Annotated in this window: 21 protein-coding genes; 14 read left to right on the forward strand and 7 right to left on the reverse strand. The window is 62.9% G+C overall.

Annotated elements, in window-relative coordinates; translation table 11 throughout:
- Positions 1 to 450 precede the first annotated feature (450 nt).
- Positions 451 to 1,143 carry a tRNA (adenine(22)-N(1))-methyltransferase gene (locus ACIPOO_RS25255; protein ID WP_400610594.1) on the forward strand — a complete coding sequence of 231 codons (693 nt, stop codon included), beginning with the start codon at positions 451 to 453 and terminating at the stop codon, positions 1,141 to 1,143.
- On the opposite strand, the gene ACIPOO_RS25260 is transcribed toward ACIPOO_RS25255, so the two are convergent.
- The gene (locus tag ACIPOO_RS25260; RefSeq protein ID WP_400610596.1) at positions 1,140 to 1,820 is read right to left on the reverse strand and encodes a GntR family transcriptional regulator; all 681 of its coding nucleotides are present in this window, start codon (positions 1,818 to 1,820) and stop codon (positions 1,140 to 1,142) included. The two genes, ACIPOO_RS25255 and ACIPOO_RS25260, sit on opposite strands and share 4 nt — an antisense overlap.
- A 67-nt stretch (positions 1,821 to 1,887) precedes the next feature.
- Positions 1,888 to 2,622 carry an SDR family NAD(P)-dependent oxidoreductase gene (locus tag ACIPOO_RS25265; RefSeq protein WP_400610598.1) on the reverse strand — a complete coding sequence of 245 codons (735 nt, stop codon included), beginning with the start codon at positions 2,620 to 2,622 and terminating at the stop codon, positions 1,888 to 1,890.
- 228 nt (positions 2,623 to 2,850) lie between these two features.
- Here ACIPOO_RS25265 and ACIPOO_RS25270 point away from each other — a divergent pair, with 228 nt between their 5' ends.
- From ACIPOO_RS25270 to ACIPOO_RS25280, 3 genes are read left to right on the forward strand one after another with little or no spacing between them, the layout of a single operon-like run.
- A complete protein-coding gene (locus tag ACIPOO_RS25270) occupies positions 2,851 to 3,891 on the forward strand; it encodes an ABC transporter substrate-binding protein (protein WP_400610600.1) in 1,041 nt (346 codons plus the stop codon).
- Between the two features lie 58 nt (positions 3,892 to 3,949).
- The gene (locus ACIPOO_RS25275; RefSeq protein ID WP_400610602.1) at positions 3,950 to 5,017 is read left to right on the forward strand and encodes a phosphotransferase; all 1,068 of its coding nucleotides are present in this window, start codon (positions 3,950 to 3,952) and stop codon (positions 5,015 to 5,017) included.
- Positions 5,014 to 6,336 (forward strand): aspartate aminotransferase family protein, encoded by a 1,323-nt coding sequence (locus ACIPOO_RS25280; RefSeq protein ID WP_400610604.1) that lies wholly within the window; start codon positions 5,014 to 5,016, stop codon positions 6,334 to 6,336. Before ACIPOO_RS25275 ends, ACIPOO_RS25280 begins: the two co-directional genes overlap by 4 nt.
- Before the next feature lie 21 nt (positions 6,337 to 6,357).
- Here ACIPOO_RS25280 and ACIPOO_RS25285 read toward each other — a convergent pair whose 3' ends face one another.
- Complete coding sequence (locus ACIPOO_RS25285; protein ID WP_400610606.1) at positions 6,358 to 7,311, reverse strand: LysR substrate-binding domain-containing protein; 954 nt, start codon at positions 7,309 to 7,311, stop codon at positions 6,358 to 6,360.
- Between the two features lie 125 nt (positions 7,312 to 7,436).
- Between ACIPOO_RS25285 and ACIPOO_RS25290 the strand changes: the two genes are divergently transcribed.
- Together ACIPOO_RS25290 and ACIPOO_RS25295 are read left to right on the forward strand one after the other, a co-directional pair.
- On the forward strand, positions 7,437 to 8,159 hold the full coding sequence (locus ACIPOO_RS25290) for an AzlC family ABC transporter permease (protein WP_400610608.1): 723 nt from the start codon (positions 7,437 to 7,439) through the stop codon (positions 8,157 to 8,159).
- The gene (locus ACIPOO_RS25295; protein WP_400610610.1) at positions 8,156 to 8,482 is read left to right on the forward strand and encodes an AzlD domain-containing protein; all 327 of its coding nucleotides are present in this window, start codon (positions 8,156 to 8,158) and stop codon (positions 8,480 to 8,482) included. The genes ACIPOO_RS25290 and ACIPOO_RS25295 overlap by 4 nt, the downstream gene beginning before the upstream one ends.
- Here ACIPOO_RS25295 and ACIPOO_RS25300 read toward each other — a convergent pair.
- Complete coding sequence (locus ACIPOO_RS25300) at positions 8,463 to 9,398, reverse strand: LysR family transcriptional regulator (protein WP_400610612.1); 936 nt, start codon at positions 9,396 to 9,398, stop codon at positions 8,463 to 8,465. The two genes, ACIPOO_RS25295 and ACIPOO_RS25300, sit on opposite strands and share 20 nt — an antisense overlap.
- Positions 9,399 to 9,531: 133 nt before the next feature.
- Here ACIPOO_RS25300 and ACIPOO_RS25305 point away from each other — a divergent pair, with 133 nt between their 5' ends.
- Positions 9,532 to 9,795 carry a DUF2798 domain-containing protein gene (locus ACIPOO_RS25305; protein ID WP_400610614.1) on the forward strand — a complete coding sequence of 88 codons (264 nt, stop codon included), beginning with the start codon at positions 9,532 to 9,534 and terminating at the stop codon, positions 9,793 to 9,795.
- 78 nt (positions 9,796 to 9,873) lie between these two features.
- The gene (locus tag ACIPOO_RS25310; RefSeq protein ID WP_274130322.1) at positions 9,874 to 10,491 is read left to right on the forward strand and encodes a trimeric intracellular cation channel family protein; all 618 of its coding nucleotides are present in this window, start codon (positions 9,874 to 9,876) and stop codon (positions 10,489 to 10,491) included.
- A gap of 16 nt (positions 10,492 to 10,507) precedes the next feature.
- On the opposite strand, the gene ACIPOO_RS25315 is transcribed toward ACIPOO_RS25310, so the two are convergent.
- Positions 10,508 to 11,422, reverse strand: a complete 915-nt coding sequence (locus tag ACIPOO_RS25315; RefSeq protein ID WP_274130321.1) for a LysR family transcriptional regulator — start codon at positions 11,420 to 11,422, stop codon at positions 10,508 to 10,510.
- Between the two features lie 112 nt (positions 11,423 to 11,534).
- On the opposite strand from ACIPOO_RS25315, the gene ACIPOO_RS25320 reads away from it, so the two are divergent.
- The 6 genes from ACIPOO_RS25320 to ACIPOO_RS25345 all read left to right on the forward strand — a co-directional run bounded on the left by ACIPOO_RS25320 (position 11,535) and on the right by ACIPOO_RS25345 (position 17,019).
- A complete protein-coding gene (locus ACIPOO_RS25320; protein WP_400610616.1) occupies positions 11,535 to 12,725 on the forward strand; it encodes a CaiB/BaiF CoA transferase family protein in 1,191 nt (396 codons plus the stop codon).
- Positions 12,726 to 12,749: 24 nt separating this feature from the next.
- Positions 12,750 to 13,715, forward strand: coding sequence for a hydroxymethylglutaryl-CoA lyase (locus tag ACIPOO_RS25325; protein WP_400610618.1), 966 nt, complete (start codon positions 12,750 to 12,752; stop codon positions 13,713 to 13,715).
- Entirely contained in the window at positions 13,712 to 14,104 is a 393-nt protein-coding gene (locus ACIPOO_RS25330; protein WP_400610620.1) for a VOC family protein, read from the forward strand. Before ACIPOO_RS25325 ends, ACIPOO_RS25330 begins: the two co-directional genes overlap by 4 nt.
- 10 nt (positions 14,105 to 14,114) lie before the next feature.
- The gene (locus ACIPOO_RS25335; RefSeq protein ID WP_400610622.1) at positions 14,115 to 15,056 is read left to right on the forward strand and encodes a D-2-hydroxyacid dehydrogenase; all 942 of its coding nucleotides are present in this window, start codon (positions 14,115 to 14,117) and stop codon (positions 15,054 to 15,056) included.
- A gap of 41 nt (positions 15,057 to 15,097) precedes the next feature.
- Positions 15,098 to 16,402 (forward strand): C4-dicarboxylate transporter DctA, encoded by a 1,305-nt coding sequence (gene dctA, locus ACIPOO_RS25340; RefSeq protein ID WP_274130316.1) that lies wholly within the window; start codon positions 15,098 to 15,100, stop codon positions 16,400 to 16,402.
- Between the two features lie 152 nt (positions 16,403 to 16,554).
- Positions 16,555 to 17,019, forward strand: coding sequence for a GNAT family N-acetyltransferase (locus tag ACIPOO_RS25345; protein WP_400610624.1), 465 nt, complete (start codon positions 16,555 to 16,557; stop codon positions 17,017 to 17,019).
- Positions 17,020 to 17,023: 4 nt separating this feature from the next.
- On the opposite strand, the gene ACIPOO_RS25350 is transcribed toward ACIPOO_RS25345, so the two are convergent.
- Both ACIPOO_RS25350 and ACIPOO_RS25355 read right to left on the reverse strand, forming a co-directional pair.
- Positions 17,024 to 17,515: a GNAT family N-acetyltransferase gene (locus ACIPOO_RS25350; RefSeq protein ID WP_400610626.1), complete on the reverse strand. Its 492-nt coding sequence runs from the start codon at positions 17,513 to 17,515 to the stop codon at positions 17,024 to 17,026.
- 307 nt (positions 17,516 to 17,822) lie between these two features.
- A complete protein-coding gene (locus ACIPOO_RS25355; RefSeq protein WP_400610628.1) occupies positions 17,823 to 19,607 on the reverse strand; it encodes an ATP-binding protein in 1,785 nt (594 codons plus the stop codon).
- Positions 19,608 to 19,614 lie beyond the last annotated feature (7 nt).

The raw sequence follows: 19,614 nt of genomic DNA on the forward strand, positions 1-19,614 counted from the left end.
CCGCGTCGCATTTTCCCTGATGCAGAACAAGGACGCATACCAGGCAGGAAAGAGGGCTAAAAAACTTTGCCCTCAACCATAGAATCTCCCACAGGCTGTGGGTTGTCTTGTGTTCTGATGGATTTCACCGAAGCCGTAGCAGTACGGCTTGCCGGCGTTGGCGCCCTTGAATCCGTGGGAGCGTGGCTTGCCCGCGAATGCCACAGCCCAGGCGCTACAAGGTCGCCTGGCCTGACGCTTTCGCGGGCAAGCCCGCTCCCACAGGTTATGGTTATTTCTTGCGTTCTAATGGATTCACCGAAGCCGTAGCAGTACGGCTTGCCGGCGTTGGCGTCCTCAAGATCGCCCCCGTGGGTGGTTGTGTCCGGCTTGCTGTCCAGGGATGCGCCCGGCACAATCGCCGCCCGATCCGGTGGCAGGTGCCGGGTGGTGTGGATTGAGGAACGGCGGTTGAACGAACAGACATTGTCCATGCGCCTTGAGCGGGTCGCGGCGTATGTGCCGGCGGGCGCGCGGCTGGCGGATATCGGCTCGGACCATGGCTACCTGCCGGTGGCGCTGGTCAAGCGTGGCGTGATATCGACGGCGGTGGCGGGTGAGGTGGCGTTGACGCCCTATCACGCCGCGCAGCGCACTGTGCGTGACAACGGCCTGGAACAGCAGATCACCGTGCGTCTGGCCAGCGGTCTGGCGGCCATCGAATCACAGGATGCAATCACCGCGATCACCCTGTGCGGCATGGGCGGCGAGACCGTTCGCGACATCCTCGAACAGGACCAGGCACGCCTCAATGGCCAGGAACTGCTGATCCTGCAACCCAACGGCGGCGAGCAGCCCCTGCGCCTCTGGTTGATGACCCAGGGTTATCGCATCGTGGCCGAGCAGGTGCTGCACGAGAATCGCTTCTTCTACGAGATCATCGTCGCCGAACCCTCGGGGCCCGTAACCTACAGCGACCGCGAGCTCTACTTCGGCCCATTGCAGATGCAACTGCGCAGCGCCGATTTCCTGCTCAAGTGGCAGCGCATGTTGCGCCTCAAGCAGCGCACCCTCGCTCAATTCGCCCGCGCCCAGGCCGTTCCCGAACAGAAAGTCCAGGAACTGACCCGCCAGATTCAGTGGATCACCGAACTCCTGGCCTAGGTATTGGCTTCACCGGCTTGAAGGTACTCCACCATCTTCTGGTTGCCGTCCAGAATGTCGCAGCAGATCGCCGCGCGCGCAGCCGGTCCGTCCCGGCGCTTGAGCGCGTCGAGCACTTCCCAGTGATGATCGATGGCCATGCGTTCGTTGAAGCTTGCGTAGGCCTGGGCGATCAAGGGCCCGGTGCGCATCCACAGGCTGTCGAGCATACCGGCCAGCACGGGCATGCGGGCGATGGTGGTCAGGGCGTAGTGAAACTCCTGATTGCACTTGAGGGCGGCAGTCAGGTCCTGGTCGTTGATCGCCGCGATGTTTCTGTCGATGCAGGCTTGCAGATCGATCAGCTCCGCATCGGTGACAAGGCCCGCGGCGGTTTCTGCAGCCAGGCCCTCCAGCGCCAGGCGGATGCTGCGGATCTCGGCGTATTGCGCCACGGTGAGCATGGGCACGCGGATGTCCCGGGGCGTCTTGAGGATCAGCGCCTGCTCCTTGGCCAGTTGCAGGATGGCGTCCCGCACCGGGGTCACGCTGGTGCCCAGTTGCTCGGCCAGGTCGCGGATGCGCAGGCGGTCGTTGGGCTTAAAGCGTCCGGTGATCAACGATTCACGCAGCAGCTCGTAGATCCCGCTGCCCAGGTAGGAGTGATTAAGGGTCTGGATGGGGTAGGGGTGGCTCATGTATTGCTCGTTCACGGCAGATGCCCGGCCTGAATGATGGGAGTTTCCGGCCGGGATTTCCAGCGCCTTACACGTGCTGGCCGCCATTGACGTGGATTTCCGCGCCATTGATGTACCCCGCGCCGTTGGTGCAGAGGAAATGCACCAGCGAGGCGACTTCCTCCGGCCTGCCCAGGCGGTGCATGGGGATGTCACGCTCGACGATCAGCTCGGTGCCCGCCGACAGAATCGAGGTTTCGATTTCACCCGGCGCTATGGCGTTGACCCGCACGCCATGGGGGCCGAAATCGTGGGCCATTTCCCGGGTCAGCGCCGCGAGCCCGGCTTTGGAACAGGCGTAGGCGACCCCGGCAAAGGGGTGCACCCGCGAGCCAGCGATGGAAGTGACGTTGATGACCGAACCCTGGGCCGCCTTGAGCTCATCGAACAAGCCTTGGGCGAGCAGCGCGGTGGAGAACAGGTTCACGTTGAATACGCGAAGCCAGGTCGCGTAGTCGGACTCCAGCACGCCCAGCCGTGAACCGTTCTCGCCTTTGGGCGAAATCCCTGCGTTGTTGACCAGCGCATCCAGCCGGCCACCGAGCTTTTCGCGGATCAGCGGAAGGCTACGGCGGACCTCGTCGATGTCTTCCAGATCCAGATGAATATGGTTCAACAGCCCCTCGGCCCACGGACAACCTTCGGTCCAGTCCTGCCGGGAAGCGGTGAAGACCCGCCAGCCCGCCGCGTTGAAATGTTTCACCGTCGCATGCCCGATACCGCGGCTTGCGCCTGTCAGAAGCAGTGTTCGTTGCCCGGTCATAGTCGCGCCTCCTGGAAGTGGATTGCAGGGCTCAGCCTACACCACAAAAAATTATGATGCATCATATTCCAAATATGGTACTAATGAGCCGCGCCCAGGCTCATCCCTGACGCCAGCCACCGGACGCTCGACGCCCGGCGCTGACCGCTACACCGCTGCCAAAAACAAAAAACGACCTGCCATCCCTTAAAGCTGCCGCTAACGCACGTAGCGAATGTGGAGAGACGCATGAACAAAAAGTTTGCAGCTGTACTGACACTCACAGCGCTTACCGCGCTCACAGGCAGCGCGAGCGCCGCCGAAAAACTCACCGTGGTCTCCTTCGGCGGCAACAACCGCCAGGCCCAGGAGAAGATGTTCTACGCGCCGTTCACCGCGCAAAAGGGAGTCGCAATCACCGCCGACGATTACAACGGCGAGATGGCCAAGATCCGGGTCATGGCCGACACCGGCAAGACCAGTTGGGACGTAGTCGAAGTCGAAACCCCGGAACTGCTGCGCGGTTGCAGCGAGGGCCTGTTCGAACCGCTGGACTGGTCGCGCATCGGCAAGAAAGAGGATTTTCTTCCCGCTGCCGTCAGTGATTGCGGGATCGGCATTTTCATCTGGTCTACCGTACTGACGTACGACCCCAGGAAAATCAAGAATGCACCCCAGAGCTGGGCCGATTTCTGGGATGTGAAGAAGTATCCGGGCAAGCGCGGCCTGCGTCGTGGCGCCAAGTTCAGCCTTGAGTTCGCGCTGCTGGCCGATGGTGTCGCCAAGGAAGACCTGTACAAGGTGCTCGGCACCGAGGAAGGCGTTCAGCGGGCGTTTCGCAAGCTGGACCAGATCAAGCCCGACATCCAGTGGTGGGAGTCCGGCGCCCAGCCGTTGCAGTGGCTGGCAGCAGGTGACGTGGTCATGACCTCGGCGTACAACGGCCGTGTGACGTCGGCGCAGAATGACGGGCAATCGTTCGCGATGCAGTGGAACGGCAGCCTGTATGACCTGGACCATTGGGCCATCGTGAAAGGCTCGCCGAACAAGGCGCTGGCCGAGAGGTTCATTGCGTTCGCCAGCGAGCCTGTGCAGCAGAAAAATTTCGTGGAGACGATTCCCTACGGGCCAAGCAACAAGAACGCGGTGCCGCTGGTCGATGCTGCGGTGGGCAAGAAGCTGCCGACGTCGCCTGAAAACCTGCAGAACGCCCGGGCCACCGACGCGGAGTTCTGGATCGATCACGGCGAAGACCTGGAAGAGCGCTTCACTGCCTGGGCCAACAAATGATGCGGCGGGCCTGTGCGGTCGCAGGCAGGCCCGTATTACCTGAGCGAGGAGCCAGAAGATGTCGCTCGATACTGTATTGACTCAAGCCTGCCTGTTGCAGGCTGCCCCGGCGAAAGTGACCGAGGCGCAGGTCCTTGATGTGCTCAGGCGATGCTATGGCCTGAGCGCGAGCCTGGAAAGAATGGGCGGCGAGCGCGACCTGAATTTCCGCGTCATGCTCGCCGATGGTTCGTCGTGCCTGCTGAAGATGTCCCACCCTCTGGAAAGCCCCGAGGTGGTGGACTTCCACAACCAGGCCATGCGCCTGATCGAGCAGCGCGACCCCGATCTGCCGGTGCAGCGCGTCTACCCTTCGCTCAACGGCGAGTTCGTGGAGAAGGTCGAGATCGGCGGTCAGCCCATGCTGGTCAGGCTGCTGTCGTTTGTCGACGGCCTGCCGCTGCATCGCGTGGGTCACACCTCGCCGCTGTTTCGCCAGAATCTGGGCCACGCGCTGGCCCGTTTCGACATCGCTCTGGAAGGCTTCAACCACCCGGCCGCCGGGCACGTGCTGCTGTGGGACATGCAGCACGCCGAACGCATGCAGCCGCTGTTGCACCATATCGAGCAGGGCGCGCTGCGTGACCAGGTTCGCCGCAGGCTCGAGTGCTTCGAAGAGCAGGCGCGGCCCAGGCTTTCAGGGTTGAGAAAGCAGGTGATTCACAACGACATGAATCCGCACAACATCATCGTCGATCCGGATCAGCCCGACGTACTGCGCAATATCCTGGACTTCGGCGACATGGTCCACGCGCCGCGGGTCAACGACGTAGCGGTCGCGGCGTCCTATCAACTGGGGCGAGCGGGGGATGTGCTGGAGCCGGCACTGGACATGATCGGCGCCTATCATCGGGTCAATCCGCTGGGCATCGACGAACTGGAACTGTTGCCGGTGCTGATCTCGACCCGCGTGGCGCTGTCGCTGTGCATCAATTTCTGGCGAGCGGACCTGCACCCGGACAACCGCGAGTACATCCTGCGCAATTCGTACCGTGCCCGTGACAGCCTGATGGGGCTGGCCGAGGTGTCCGACGCCCAGATCCACGACAGAATAGTTGCCGCGTGCCGGCAGAAGGTGAGCCCATGAGCATGATCAACGGATTTACCGCCGGCGATGCCGAGCGTCTTTCGGAGCACGAAAGGCAGCTGATCGAACGCCGGAGCCGGGTGTTGGGCACCGCATACCGGTTGTTCTACGAGCATCCGCTGCACACGGTGCGCGGTGAGGGCGTGTGGCTGTATGACGATCAGGGGCGGCGCTATCTGGACGCCTATAACAATGTGGCGTCCCTGGGCCACTGCCATCCACGGGTGGTGGAAGCCATTGCCCGCCAGGCCGCCCAACTCAATACCCACACCCGCTATCTGCAGGAAGGCATCATCGATTACGCCGAGCAGTTGCTGGGTACCTTTCCCGAGCACCTGCAGCGGGTGATGTTCACCTGCACTGGCAGCGAGGCCAACGACCTGGCCTTGCGCATCGCCCGGCAGTTCACGGGCGGCACCGGGGTCATCATCACCCGGTTCGCCTATCACGGGGTGACCGGGGATATCGCTGAACTCTCGCCTTCACTGGGGCCTGCCATGGTGTTGCCGCCCCACGTGCGAACGGTGCGTGCGCCGGATGCCTATCGCCTGGGAGCCGAGAATGTCGCGCAGGTGTTTGCCGCCGATGTGCAGGCGGCCATCGAGGACATGCGCGCCCAGGGCATTCGTCCGGCGGCGATCCTGCTCGACGGCATCTTTGCCAGTGACGGTGTGCTGGCCGAACCTGCGGGATTTCTCGCCCAGGGCATCGCGCTGGCCCAGGCCGAGGGGCTGCTGTACATCGCCGATGAGGTCCAGTCCGGATTCGCTCGCACGGGCCTGAACATGTGGGGCTTCCAGCGCCACGGCGTGCAGCCGGATATCGTGACCCTGGGCAAACCCATGGGCAACGGCCAGCCGATTGCCGGGCTGGTAGGGCGGGCGGAGGTGGTCGATCATTTCGGCAAGAACATGCGCTACTTCAACACCTTTGGCGGCAATCCAGTGTCCTGCGCCGCAGGCCAGGCTGTGCTGGACGTGATCCGCGACGAGCAGTTGCAGGCGCGCTCCCATGAGATGGGCCAGTACCTGCTGACAGGGCTGCGTCAGTTGGCCGAGCGTTATCCGATCATCGGCGACGTGCGCGGGGCCGGGCTGTTTCTCGGGGTGGAACTGGTCACCGATCGAGCCACCAAGCAGCCAGCGGCGGCGCAGACGCGCAAGGTGGTCAACGCCATGCGCGAGCAGGGTGTGCTCATCAGTGCCGCTGGCCCTCTGGAAAACATTCTCAAGATCCGGCCGTTACTGGCCTTCCAGCGCGAACATGCCGATCTGTTGATCGAGACGGTGGGCAATGCACTGGAAGGAGTCGAGCCCTGATCGCTCGGTGCGCCGGGCGACTCAGGCGAACTGCGCGATCAGCCAGTCCTTGAGCCGCCCCACGGCAGGATCCTGAGCCTGCTGTTCGTTGATCACCAGATACTGCAGTGATTCGCGCAGGATCATCTGGTCCTCGACTGGCCGCACCAGCCGGCCTTGCTGCAGGTGATGGCGGATCAGGTGATCCCAGCCCAGCACCAGCCCTTGCCCGTCCAGGGCCATCTGAATCAGCAGGTTGTAGTCGTTGCTGCTGAAATACGGCTGGCTGCGGGCGGCGGGGATGTGCAGGTCCGGGGACTGGAAGGCGAACCACACGTCCCAGTCCACCTGCTCCGACAACTGCGAACGCCCATAAGGGTCAAGGTCCAGCAGCCTGCTCTGGCGCATGCCTTCGGGCGTGCACAACTGCGGGTTGGCGGCCAGAAACGCGGGCGTACACACCGGAAATACAGTCTCGTGAAACAGCGGGATGTGCAGGTAGCCTGGGCGCGCGTCGGTGCGTTTGGTGATGAAAATATCGGGGTGAATGCCCGGTTCCATGTTGAGGAAATGCGCGGTGGTGATGACGTTCAGATCGACGTCCGGATTGGCCTCGATGAAACCCCGAAGCCTGGGCGACAGCCACAACGCCGACAGGGCCGGCGAGCAGCACAGGGTGATGCGACGGCTGTCGTGCTGTTCCCGGCGGATGCGTTCGGTGGCCTGAAAGATGTTGAGCAACGACAACTGCGCGGCGTCGAACAGCGCGACACCCTGTTCGGTCAATTCCAATTCGCGCCCGGTGCGGATGAACAATTCGGTGCCCAGGTACAGCTCAAGGTCGCGGATCTGACGGCTGATCGCCGCCTGGGTGACGCACAGGGTCTGGGCTGCCCGCGAGAAATTGCGGTGCTTGGCGGCTGCCACGAACGAGCGCATCGCTTTGAACGACGGCATCTTCATCAACGCGTGGTCGGGTAAAAGGCCGTTGGCCATAACAAAAAATGCCTGATTGTGCGAAGAAAAAGTCGGTTCTGCCCATCCACCAGCGGCGCTTACACTCTATCGCACAACGCGCTCGCGGGCGCCTGAGTTGGCAAATAATAACAACGAGGACCCACATGGCTTTCGGATCTGCAACAGCTGCGTTCATGGCCGGGGTGCGCGCGCTGCTGCCCCTGACAACGGGCGTTGTGCCGTTCGGGCTGGTAACGGGGGTCATGGCCATCGACATGGGCATGTCGCCGGCCACCGCCATGAGCATGACCCTGATCTTCTATTCCGGCTCCGCGCAGATGGTTGCCCTGCAACTGCTGCATCAGGGCGTGGTGCCGGTGGCGATCGTAGTGACGGCGCTGATCATCAATCTGCGTTTCATCATGTACAGCGCGTCCATGGCGCCGCACCTGCACGGGTTGCCGCGCCGCTGGACCTGGCCGCTGTCCTATCTGCTGTCGGATCAGTCCTTTGCGCTGTGCAGCTTCAAGCTGGCTTCGGGGGAGCTGGGGCGTTTCGCCCATCATTTCTATGCAGGCACGGCCCTTGCGATGTGGCTGGTGTGGAACCTGTCAGTGCTGGCGGGCATCCTGATGGGGGCGAAGGTGCCGCAGGCGTGGTCACTAGGGTTCACCATCCCGCTGTCGTTCCTGGCGCTGCTGGTGCCGGCCATCCGCAACGTTCCAAGTCTTGCGGCTGCGGTGGTCGGTGGGTTGCTGGCCGTGCTGGCAGCCCGCTTGCCTTATAACCTGGGGCTGGTGACGGCAGCCATCGGCGGGGTCGCGGCGGGGCTGCTGACCGAGAACGTGCGCAACCGCGCGCCGCAAGTCGAGGGGCAAACGCCATGAACGATCTGTCGATGTGGGGCATGTTTCTGGGCGCGGGGATCGGCACCTTCCTGCTGCGCCTGTCCTTCGTTGAAATCCATGGCCGCTGGCGCATTCCGGCATTGCTCAACCGCGCATTGCCTTACGTGCCGGCCAGCGTGCTCTCCGCGCTGGTGTTGCCCGCCGTGGTCTACCCCGCAGGGCCGGGCGAATGGGTGGCGAGCAACCCGCAACTGCCCGCAGCCTGCGTCGCGGCGCTGGTGGCCTGGGCCACGAAAAGCACGGTGCTGACGCTGGCGCTGGGGATGGCGGCGCTGTGGGCGTTCAAGTTTCTGATGGGCTGACGGGCCAGTCGGTTTGCATGGCCCGCTCGACGAACTCGATGAATGCCCGCACCTTGGCGTTCAATGCCGACCGCTCGCTGACGCAGGCGTAAACCTGCATGGGTTCGGATTCGGCCCAGGTGGCGCTGCGGCTGGCTGGTTCGAATAACGGCACCAGCCGCCCGCTGTCGATCAGTGGCTGGGCAATGAAGCTGGCCAGCCGTGCGATCCCGCCGCCGTTCAGGGCGATCTGGGCGATGGTGTCGATGTCGTCGCACACGAATCCAGGATTGACCCTAGCCTCGAAACGCTGGCCATCGCGCCTGAAATGCCAGGGCAGAAAGCGCCCGTCAGTGGGGTAGCGAAACACCAGGCAGGCATGCTGTTGCAGGTCTTCCGGCGTTGTCGGCACCCCCGCGCCTTCGAGGTAGCCTGGCGAGGCACAGAACACGAACGGGATCGAGGCGATGCGCCGGGCGATCAGTTGCTCGTTGAGTTGCGCGTCGATGCGCAGGCTGACGTCAACACCCTCCAGCCTGTGATCGACACGCCGGTCAGTGCAGATCAGTTCGATGTTGATGCGCGGATAGGCAGCCTTGAATGCGGGCAGCAGCGGTGCGAGCACGTATCGCCCGAAAGCTGTGGTCGTGGCGATGCACAACGGTCCCTGTGGCGCCGTAGCGACCGCGGCGGCCTGGGACGCAAGCTCGATGTCATGGGGGATGTGCCGCACCTTCTCGAAGTAACGCGCGCCGCTTTCGGTGAGTGCCATGCTGCGGGTGGTGCGCGAAAGCAGGCGCACACCCAGGTGGGTTTCCAGCCGCGTAATGCTCTGGCTGACCGCCGCCGGGCTCATGCCCTGGGCGCGGGCCGCTGCGGCGATGCTGCCGTTTTCGATCACCCGGATAAATGTGTGGATCAGACCCAGAATGTCCATTGAATCCCTTCTGTCTGCTTTGATTCGTAGAATTTACTTAATGATCAATCAAGCATAAGGCGTCTACCGAGGCTTTCAGGGAGTTGTTAGGTTAGCCGCTCACTCAAACCCAGTGACTGACAGGGAGCACTCAATGGAAAACATGACGACTACAAAACCCTCGCGTATCCGCTTCCCCAACCCCATGACGCCCTATGTGTTCGCCCTCTACATGGCGACCATCATGGCGTTTCTCATGTGCCTGGTCATTACCCTTGCCGAATTCGGTGTTGGCGAGCATTACATGGAAAGCGTGATGAATGCCTATCGGGTCGCCATGCCGTCAGCGTTCGTTTGCGTGCTCATCGTGCGCCCGGTGGTTGCCCGGCTGGTGGCCTGGACTGTTCACCCTCATTGATCCGTCGACCTTGCCGATTCGCGGATAACCCCCCATGCTCAGCGCGCATCGCCACACAACGTCAGGCAGGGCGGCTCGATGGGTTTTGAAGTCTTTCGCTATATCGATCTGATGGGCACCTTCGTCTTTGCCTTGAGCGGCGCGATGGCGGCGATCCATCGGCGGCTGGATATCTTCGGCGTGTTCGTCGTGGCATTCGTCACCGCGTGCGGCGGCGGGGTGATCCGTGACCTGTGCATCGGCGTGTTTCCACCGGCGGGGCTGGTGAACATCGAATACCTGAGCCTGGTGATCGTCGCGGTGGCGTTGGCGGCGTTCTTCCAGAACCAGTTGCTCAAGCTGGCCCAGCCCACGCTGTTTTTCGACGCGGTGGGCCTGGGCTTCTTTGCCGCATTCGGCGTGCACAAGACCTTCGCCCACATTCCCCATGTCGAGTTGTCTATCGTGCTCGGGGTCATCTCGGCAGTGGGTGGCGGGGTGATCCGCGACATCCTGCTGGGCCGGGTACCCGCCATCCTGACCAAGGAAATCTACGCCCTTGCAGCGTTTGCCGGGGCGTTCGTCCAGTTGCTGGGCGATACCCAGGTGATCGACGATCGCTTCAGCCCCTGGCTTGCGATTGCCCTGTGCACGGGGGTGCGTATGCTGTCGCTCAGGTATGGGTGGAATTTGCCTGCGTTGAAGAAGGAGCCTTGAGGCTCGCTCGTAGCGGTCAACCGAGCGCGGGCGGCTCCAGATCACTCAGGTAGCTGAACAGGTTGGCCGCTTCCGGCGACAATCTGGCCGCGTCGGCCACACCCACGAACAATGTCCTGGCGGCCCACTCGTCTTCCAGCGTGATAGCGCGAAGTTTGGCGTCCAACAGGCCGGGCTGCACGGAGCCCAGCGGCAGGATACCGATCCCTAATCCGGCATCGATCATCCGGCAGATGCCATCGAAACTGGAGACCTGGATGCGCACCTTCAACAGTTTGCCGGTGCGGGTGGCGGCGTCGCTGATGCGCCTGAGCAGCGAGCTGCCCTGATTCAGCGCGACGTAGTCGTAGTCCAGGGTGTCCACCAGATGCACGCGCTCGCGCCGGGCCAAGGGGTGGGCTTGCGGCACCAGCACCACCAGACGGTCTCTTCGATAAGGCCGCACTTCGAGCCTGGGGGCCGGGATGTTGTCAGCGAAAATGCCGATGTCCGCGCGGCCGTCTTCCACGGCCTCTATGGTCATTTCGCTGAGGGCTTCTTCCAGGCCAATACGGACATGAGGGTTCGTCGACAGGAAACGGGTCAGGTCCTGGGGCAGGAACTGAATCACCGCCGAGGTGTTGGCGAACAACCTCACGTGCCCCCGCACTCCGCTGGCGTAATCACTGGCGTCGTGGGCCATGCGCTGGGCGCCGTCGAGCAGTTGGCGGGCGTGTTCGGCCAGTCCCTTGCCCGCGGGCGTCAATTGCAATCCCCTTGGCAGACGCACGAAGAGCGTGCACTGGGTTAGCCTTTCCAGTTCCGCCAGGCGCTTGCTCGCCGCCGACACCGTCATGTGGGCCGCGTCGGCGGCCTTGGTGAGGTTCTGGTGATCGGCAGTCAGTACCAACAGTCGCAGTGACACGAAGTCCAGCGGCAGGAGATTGAGCATGGAGCTGTTTCCTTTTCCATTTTGGAAAGGGTAGTGGAAAACTTTGAAATTCTCACTCGAAGATTTTGCGTGGATGATCGGCTCATCGAATCCAACAAGAACGGAAAACGTCATGAGCCTACCCCTGGAAGGCATCAAGGTGGTCGAGATGGGCCAACTGATTGCCGGCCCTTTCGCCGCCAAGATCCTCGCCGAATTCGGCGCGCAAGTGATCAAGATCGAGCCTCCTGCCAGCGGTGATCCGCTGCGCAAATGGCGCTTGCTGCACAACGGCACTTCCGTCTGGTGGGCCGCCCAGTCACGTAACAAGCAATCGGTGACCCTCGACCTGCGCCAGGCCGAAGCCCACGACGTGGTCAGGAAACTGGTTGCGGACGCAGACATCCTGATCGAAAACTTCCGCCCCGGAACCCTTGAAAAGTGGGGCCTGGGCTGGGACGTGCTGGCAGCCATCAATCCCGGCCTGATCATGCTGCGCGTCTCCGGCTATGGCCAGACCGGCCCCTATCGCGACCTGCCCGGCTTCGGCGTCATCGGGGAGGCCATGGGCGGGCTGAGGCATCTGTCGGGCGAGCCCGGTCGTACGCCGGTACGCGTCGGCGTCTCGATGGGTGATTCGCTTTCGGCATTGCACGGTGTCATCGGCGTGCTCCTGGCGTTGCGGCATCGGGAGTGCAACGGCGGAGCGGGGCAACAGGTCGACGTCGCACTGTACGAGTCGGTGTTCAACATGATGGAAAGCCTGATTCCGGAGTATTCGGTGTTCGGCACCGTGCGCGAACCTGCCGGAAGCAGCCTGCCGGGTATCGCGCCGACCAACGCCTATCGTTGCCTGGACGGCAAATACGCCCTCATCGCTGGCAACGGCGACAGCATCTACCGACGCCTCATGGCAAAGATCGGGCGCATGGACCTGGCCGACGATCCTGAGCTGATGCACAACGATGGTCGTGTGCGGCACGTGGCGCGGATCGATGCCGCGATTTCGACCTGGACTGCCGAGCGTTCTCTGGATGAGGTACTGGCCGGGTTGAAGGACGCCAACATTCCCTCGGGCAAGATCTACGATGCCGCCGACATCGCCGCTGATCCTCATTATCAGGCCCGCGACATGCTGCTCTGCAGCGAACTGGACGACGGTACACCGGTGATCCTGCCGGGCATCGTGCCCAAGCTCGACGCTACACCTGGAAGCGTGCGGTCCCGTGCACCCACGCTGGGCCAGCACACCGATCAGGTCTTGCAAGGGCTGGGCATCGACGCCCGCACCCGTGAAGCCTGGCGCGCACGTGGCGTGATCTGACGACAACAAGAAGGAGTGAGCGTAATGAAACGCCTGTTCATGCAGGAAGTCGCGACCCGTGACGGCTTCCAGAACGAAAAGACCTTTATCGAAACCGAGCACAAGATTGCCCTGATCGACTCGCTCAGCGAGTGTGGCTACGCCAAGATCGAAGTCACCTCGTTTACCTCGCTCAAAGCCATCCCCGCGCTGCGCGATGCCGAGGCGGTGATGGCCGGTATCCGGCGCAAGCCCGGAGTGGAGTACACGGTGCTGGTGCCCAACGTGCGCGGCGCGGAGCGAGCGCTTGGCTGCGGTATCGACGAAGCCAACCTGGTGATGTCGGTCAGCGAGCCGCACAACCGTTCGAACCTGCGCATGACCCGCGAGCAGTCCTTTGAGCAGTTGAGAGAGGTGATTGCTGTTGTCGGGAAGAGTCCGGTGGCGGTGAACGTATCGCTGTCGACGGTGTTCGGTTGCCCGATGCAGGGCGACGTGCCTGCCCGGGATGTGCTGGGCTGGGTCGAGCGTTTTGCGGCGCTGGGCGTGCGTGGCATCACGCTGTGTGACACCACGGGCATGGCCTACCCCTCGCAGGTCGAGTCACTGTCGCGGCAGGTCCGTGAGCGCTTTCCCGAGTTGCAGCTCACGCTGCACTTTCACAACACGCGAGGCATGGCCCTGGCCAACACTCTCGCCGCGTTGCAGGCCGGAATCGACCGCTTCGACGCCTCCTTGGGCGGGCTGGGTGGTTGCCCCTACGCACCTGGTGCCAGTGGCAACGTCTGCATGGAAGATCTGGTCCATATGCTGGACCTGATGGGATACGACACCGGCATGGATCTGGATCGGGTACTGGCCGCATCGGCCAGGTTGCCCGGGCTGATCGGCCACCCGACGCCGAGTCAGATCCTCAAGGCCGGCCGCCGCCTGGACCTGCACCCGATCCCCGAGCATGTTCATTCACTGAGCAGGCAAGTCGCCAACGCCGAACTGGAGCGTGCGCCATGATCCACCACCTCGACCATCTGGTCCTGACCACCACCGATATTGCAGCCTGCAAGGACTTCTATGTGCGGATAATGGGGATGCGCCTCGAGACCTTTGGCGCCGGGCGGACCGCCTTTCGTTTCGGTGATCAGAAGATCAACGTACATGAGCGCGGACGTGAGTTCGAACCCAAGGCGCACTTGCCGGTACCGGGCGCGCTGGACCTGTGTTTCATCGCAAGTGTCGGGCTCGATGAAGTGATCGCCCACCTTCAGGCCCAGGCCTGGCCGATCATCGAAGGCCCCGTGCAGCGCACCGGCGCCAACGGGCCGATCCGTTCGGTCTACGTGCGCGATCCGGACCTTAACCTGATCGAGATCTCCGAGCCGCTCGCGCCGAACGCACACTAAAGGATACGCCATGAATATCGTATTTCTCGACGGCGCGAGCCTGCCGTCTGCCTTGCCGCGCCCGGCGCAAGCCACGGTCTGGAACCTGCGTGAAAAAACATCGCCCGACCAGGTGCTCGATGCCTTGCGGGATGCTGATGCAGCCATTACCAACAAGGTGCGTCTGGATCGTGCGACGCTTGAACAGCTACCGGGCCTGAAACTGATTTGCGTCGCCGCGACCGGCTACGACTGCGTCGACATCGCGGCCTGTCGCGATCAGGGCATCACGGTCTGCAACGTTCCGGCGTACAGCGCCGTCAGTGTCGCCGAATCGGTCATCGCATCGCTGTTCGCCCTGCGTCGCCATTTGCTCGCTTACCGCAGTTTCTCCGCCACCCAGTGGCCTGAGTCTTCGCATTTCTGCGTACACGGCGCGCCTATCGAAGACCTCCAGGGATCGACCCTTGGCATCGTCGGACGCGGCGATATCGGCAGCCGCGTGGCGCGCCTGGCGAAAGCGCTTGAAATCAATGTGCTGTTCGCCGAGCACCAGGGTGCCCAGCGGACAAGGGAAGGGTATACGGCTTTCGACGAGGTGCTGGCCAGGTCCGATGCACTGACCTTGCATTGCCCGCTGACACCCCAGACCCGCTATCTGATTGGCGCTGGCCAAATTTCCCGGATGAAGCCAGGCGCTGTCCTTATCAATACTGCACGGGGCGCGCTCGTCGATGAAAACGCAGTCCTCGCGGGGCTGGAGAGCGGCCAGTTGGCTGGCGCGGCACTGGACGTGCTGCACGTGGAGCCGCCCCGCGCCGACCACCCGTTGCTGCATCACACCCATCCCAATCTGTTGGTGACGCCGCATGTGGCCTGGGCTAGCCAGAGCAGCGTGGCCCGGCTCAAAACCGTCCTGGCCAGCAACATCGCGGCCTTCGCGGCCGGCAAGCCCGTCAATGTGGTGAGCTGAGCCGCCGCGACCTCAAAAATCCAACCCCATCAGGTAGAGCCATGACAAAAACAATCAGCTCTTCAATCGACACCCTTGCCGCTGCCCCCGCAACGGCACGGCGCAAGCCGATCTATCACCACCTGTACGTGCAGGTACTGTTCGCAATCATCCTCGGCGTGATCCTGGGGCATTACAGCCCGGCGCTGGGCGAGCAGATGAAGCCTTTGGGGGACACCTTCATCAAGCTCATCAAGATGCTGATTGCGCCGATCATCTTCTGCACCGTCGTCAGCGGCATCGCCGGCATGCAGAGTCTGAAACGAATTGGCCGGATCGGTTTCAAGTCGTTGCTGTACTTCGAAGTGTTGACCACCGTCGCGCTGGTCATCGGGCTGATCGGTGTCAACCTGTTCAAGCCGGGAGTGGGCATGCACATTGACCCGGCCACCCTCGACAGCACGGCCATCGCCGGTTACGCCAAGGCCGCTCATGACCAGAGCGTGGTGGGCTTTATCACCCATATCGTGCCGAGCACGGTGTTCGGCGCCTTTGCCGATGGCGAGATCCTGCAGGTCCTGTTTATCTCGGTCCTGTTCGCGTTCGGTCTGCAATTGCTGGGGGAAGCGGGGCGGCCACTGCTGGACACCATTGACCTTGTGGCCAAGGCGTTCTTCCGCATGCTGAAGATCGTCATGTACCTGGCGCCGCTGGGGGCGTTCGGCGGCATGGCGTTCACCATCGGCAAATACGGCGTGCAGTCGCTGGGCGCCTACGTGAACCTGCTGGTGTGCTACTACGTCACGGGGCTTGTGTTCGTGTTCGTGGTGCTCAATGTCGTGGCGCGGATTGCAGGTTTCAGCCTCTGGAAGTTCCTTAAATACATCCGCGAGGAACTGGTGCTTGTGCTCGGTACTTCATCATCCGAATCGGCCTTGCCGCGGTTGATGGGCAAGCTTGAAAAACTCGGCTGCGAGAAGTCCACGGTGGGCCTGGTGGTACCGTCCGGCTATTGCTTCAACCTGGATGGCAGCTGCATCAACATGACGGTGCTGGCGATCTTCATCGCCCAGGCGCTGGATATCGACGTGTCGCTCTATCACCAGGTGACGCTGTTGCTGATCCTGCTGCTGACCTCCAAGGGCGCTGCCAGCGTTACCGGCGGTGCGTTCATCACCCTGGCGGCGACTCTGGCTTCAGTGGATGTGATTCCTGCGGCCGGGCTGGTGCTGGTATTGGGCGTCTACCGTTTCATTTCCGAAGGCGGAGCGCTCATCAACGTGATTGGCAACGGTGTGGCGACGCTGGTGGTGGCCCGTTGGGATGGCGCTCTGGATCGCGAGCAACTCAAGCGCGAGCTGGGCTAGTTTCAACCCAGGGGCTGCCCGTTCTCGGCCACCACGCCTGGCCGCTTACGATCAGCCCCTGCGTTGTTTTTCTCCGGTCCCGGCATTGGCAAGCGTGCATCTTCTGGCCCATGCTTGGCGCTCACAATCGTCATTGGCCCGGGAGAGAACGCTTGCACAACGAACCCGTCATTCGCCGCGCTGGCCCCGAAGATGTCGACAGCATCACGGCTCTGGTCCACGACGCCTACGCCCCGTACATTCCCCGCATCGGCCGCAAGCCGGCGCCCATGCTCGATGACTACCGGCAGGTGGTTGCGCAGCCCGGCACCTTCGTGCTGACCGATGCCGGGCAGGTGGTCGGGGTGCTGGTGATGATTGTCGAGGGCGACGGGCTGCTGCTGGAAAACATCGCCGTCGCGCCCGGCTTCAAAGGTAAAGGCGGCGGCAAGCGGCTGATGGCGTTCTGTGAGGAGTATGCGCTGAGCAACGGCTGCCACGCGGTGCGGCTGTATACCCATGAGCGGATGGTGGAGAACGTCGAGATCTACACCAGGCTTGGCTATCGCGAGACACACCGGGCGACCGAGAACGGTTTCGCCCGGGTGTTCATGTGCAAGGTGTTGGGCGTCGAGTGATGGATCAGAGCTCCATCACCATTTCATGCCACGCCATGCCGCCATGGTCGGAGTCCGACGGCTTGACGTAGCGGTAGCCCATGCGTGCGTACAGCTCGACATGCCGATCCTTGCACATCAGGTGGATAGTGCGTTTTCCCAGCCCGCGCATGTGCTGCACGAAGTGGCGCATCATCAGCGAGGCATAGCCTTTGCCCTGATGAGCGGGGTCCAGCACCACCGACATGATCACCACGTTCGGCGCGTCACTGTCGTGGCCGATCAGCTCCTTGAACGCCTCATCGGACATGACCACCTCATGGGCGCAGCCGCCGTTGATAAAGCCGATCACTTCGCCGTCCAGTTCGAGAATCTGGAAACCTTGCGGGTACTGGTCGATGCGGATAGCGATCTTTTCCCGGGTCGCGGCTTCGTCGCCTTCGTAGGCCGAGGTCTCGATCTGATAGCAGCGGGAGACGTCCGCCGGCGTGGCGTCGCGAAAAAGGGGCGTGTTCATGGTGACCTCGGGCAGGATTCGAGGCGCCATGATAGAAAAATCCCGAGGCGCTGGCCAATGCCCTCAACCCTTCAATCAATTTCCCCGTAGCAGTCCAGCTCGCCGGCGTTGGCGGTCTCAAGGGCCCCGACGCCGGCAAGCCGGAATGCTACGGGGCCGGGGGTGATCGCAAATTCCGGGCGTACCGAAACCCTGTGGGAGCGGGCTTGCCCGCGAATGCGTCAGGCCTGACGTTACGAGGGTGCCTGACCCACCCCTTTCGCGGGCGAGCCCGCTCCCACAGATCCAGACCAGACGGGGGCTGAGGTCAGGCAAGCGGCAGCCACAGGGTGATCTGTGTGCCTTCGCAGGGGCGGGAGGCAATGTCGAGCCCGCCACCCGATTGCACCGCCAGGCCCTGAACCATCGACAACCCGAGCCCGGTGCCTTTGCCCGCGCCCTTGGTGGAGTAGAAGGGTTCCAGGCAGCTCTGCAGGATGTCTTGCGTCATCCCGCAGCCGGTGTCAGCCACGGTCAGGCTGACATAATGGCCAGCGGGCATCGAGCCACGGGGCGCGGTCAGGGATTTCTCGGCGGCGGTTATCGACAACCGGCCGCCTTCGGGCATGGCATCACGGGCATTGACGGCGAGGTTGAGCACGGCCAGTTCCAGTTGCTGCGGGTCCACGAACACCTCGGGCAGGCTGGCAGGGATCGCGATGTCGAGGTCGATTCCCGCATCCAGCGAGCGTTCGACGAGGTCCTGGAGCTCGCCTACCAGGTGCCCCAGGCTCACGCGCTCGGGCTTGAGGGTCTGGCGGCGGGCGAAGGTCAGCAGTTTGCCCACCAGCGCCCTTGCGCGTTCGGCGGCCTGCATGGCGCTGCTGGCCAGTCTCTGGGTGCCGGTGTCGTCAGTCCTGCGGCCGATGAGTTCCAGCGAAGCCAGGATCGGTGTCAGCAGGTTGTTGAAGTCATGGGCGATGCCGCCGCCGATCTGCCCGACCATCTCCATCTTGCGCGACTCGTGCAACTGCGCCAGAACCCTTTCCCGTTCGCCGACGATGCTGACCACGCGCTCTTCGAGTTCTTCATTGAGCCGCCGCAGATCGCGCTCGCCCTTGGCGTGGTTGATCCACAGCCAGGCAAGCTCGGCGACTTCCCGGGTCAGGCGCAGGTGGTGGCCGCCAAAGGTTTCCAGGGCGGCGGGCCTGATGCTCATGACGGCCGTCAGCTTGCCATGGTGAATCACCGGAATGTCCACGCGGGCGGGCGGTTCGTGCTCCAGAAAGGCGAAGATATCAGGATCCGGCATGCCACTGCGGGCGCCGCTTTCATGGTGGAAGATCACGTAGCCTGCGCGCAACTGGCTCAGGGTCAGGCTGTCCCATTTCAGGATCTCGCCATCACGGAACAGCCGCCCGCGCTCGTAGGACTGGCGGCGTTCGAAGGTTTCGCCGTCGTCCTCGCTGATTGCAAAGCGAATGGTCTCAGGCTCGAATTCGTTGCCCAGTTGACGCAGCACATGGGCCTGGATGACATCTGGATCATTGAACGAAGGCAGTGCCTTGCCCAGCTCCACCAGAAAGGCCTGGCGCCGCTCGAACTGCACTCGCTGGGTGGTTTCGGTGACGATGCACAGCACGCCGCCTACCGAGCCGTCCTGTTCGCGCACGGCCGAGTAGGACACGTCGAAATACACCGTTTCACCCCGGTCACTGCGCTTGATGTAGAAGGGGCGGTCCTTGGCGGAGAAGGTCTGGCCGGTCTCGCGCACGCCGCGCAGCAAGGGTTCGAGGTCATCCCAGAGTTCCGCCCAGTACTCCACGGCCGGCCGCCCGAGGGCACCGGGGTGTTTGTCGCCGATGGTGGGGGCGTAGGCGTCGTTGTACAACGCGACGTAGTGCGGGCCCCAGAAGATGACGATTTGCGCCTGAACGGGAAGGGTGGTCGCCATCAGCGTCTTCAGGCTGTGGGACCATTGCGTCGGCGGGCCCAGAGGCGAGCGCTGATGCAGGGCGGATTTCAGCAGGCTGCTGACCTCGCCGGTGCCGGGCAAGAACCACGCCGCATCCGCAGCAATGCCGATGGCGTCTTCAGGTCGGAGTCGTTCCATGTAGGGT

Source organism: Pseudomonas sp. NPDC090201 (assembly GCF_044746825.1).
In the GTDB taxonomy this organism is placed as follows: Bacteria; Pseudomonadota; Gammaproteobacteria; order Pseudomonadales; family Pseudomonadaceae; genus Aquipseudomonas; species Aquipseudomonas putida_AD.

Excerpts from the sequence above, each read along its gene's own strand:
- ACIPOO_RS25310 (WP_274130322.1), top strand. The coding sequence starts at position 9,874 with ATGGGTTTTGAAGTCTTTCGCTATATCGATCTGATGGGCACCTTCGTC.
- ACIPOO_RS25355 (WP_400610628.1), bottom strand. The coding sequence starts at position 19,607 with ATGGAACGACTCCGACCTGAAGACGCCATCGGCATTGCTGCGGATGCG.
- ACIPOO_RS25290 (WP_400610608.1), top strand. The coding sequence starts at position 7,437 with ATGGCTTTCGGATCTGCAACAGCTGCGTTCATGGCCGGGGTGCGCGCG.
- ACIPOO_RS25275 (WP_400610602.1), top strand. The coding sequence starts at position 3,950 with ATGTCGCTCGATACTGTATTGACTCAAGCCTGCCTGTTGCAGGCTGCC.
- ACIPOO_RS25335 (WP_400610622.1), top strand. The coding sequence starts at position 14,115 with ATGAATATCGTATTTCTCGACGGCGCGAGCCTGCCGTCTGCCTTGCCG.
- ACIPOO_RS25330 (WP_400610620.1), top strand. The coding sequence starts at position 13,712 with ATGATCCACCACCTCGACCATCTGGTCCTGACCACCACCGATATTGCA.
- ACIPOO_RS25305 (WP_400610614.1), top strand. The coding sequence starts at position 9,532 with ATGGAAAACATGACGACTACAAAACCCTCGCGTATCCGCTTCCCCAAC.
- ACIPOO_RS25280 (WP_400610604.1), top strand. The coding sequence starts at position 5,014 with ATGAGCATGATCAACGGATTTACCGCCGGCGATGCCGAGCGTCTTTCG.
- ACIPOO_RS25315 (WP_274130321.1), bottom strand. The coding sequence starts at position 11,422 with ATGCTCAATCTCCTGCCGCTGGACTTCGTGTCACTGCGACTGTTGGTA.
- ACIPOO_RS25265 (WP_400610598.1), bottom strand. The coding sequence starts at position 2,622 with ATGACCGGGCAACGAACACTGCTTCTGACAGGCGCAAGCCGCGGTATC.
- ACIPOO_RS25320 (WP_400610616.1), top strand. The coding sequence starts at position 11,535 with ATGAGCCTACCCCTGGAAGGCATCAAGGTGGTCGAGATGGGCCAACTG.
- ACIPOO_RS25350 (WP_400610626.1), bottom strand. The coding sequence starts at position 17,515 with ATGAACACGCCCCTTTTTCGCGACGCCACGCCGGCGGACGTCTCCCGC.
- ACIPOO_RS25270 (WP_400610600.1), top strand. The coding sequence starts at position 2,851 with ATGAACAAAAAGTTTGCAGCTGTACTGACACTCACAGCGCTTACCGCG.
- dctA (WP_274130316.1), top strand. The coding sequence starts at position 15,098 with ATGACAAAAACAATCAGCTCTTCAATCGACACCCTTGCCGCTGCCCCC.
- ACIPOO_RS25285 (WP_400610606.1), bottom strand. The coding sequence starts at position 7,311 with ATGGCCAACGGCCTTTTACCCGACCACGCGTTGATGAAGATGCCGTCG.
- ACIPOO_RS25295 (WP_400610610.1), top strand. The coding sequence starts at position 8,156 with ATGAACGATCTGTCGATGTGGGGCATGTTTCTGGGCGCGGGGATCGGC.
- ACIPOO_RS25300 (WP_400610612.1), bottom strand. The coding sequence starts at position 9,398 with ATGGACATTCTGGGTCTGATCCACACATTTATCCGGGTGATCGAAAAC.
- ACIPOO_RS25260 (WP_400610596.1), bottom strand. The coding sequence starts at position 1,820 with ATGAGCCACCCCTACCCCATCCAGACCCTTAATCACTCCTACCTGGGC.
- ACIPOO_RS25325 (WP_400610618.1), top strand. The coding sequence starts at position 12,750 with ATGAAACGCCTGTTCATGCAGGAAGTCGCGACCCGTGACGGCTTCCAG.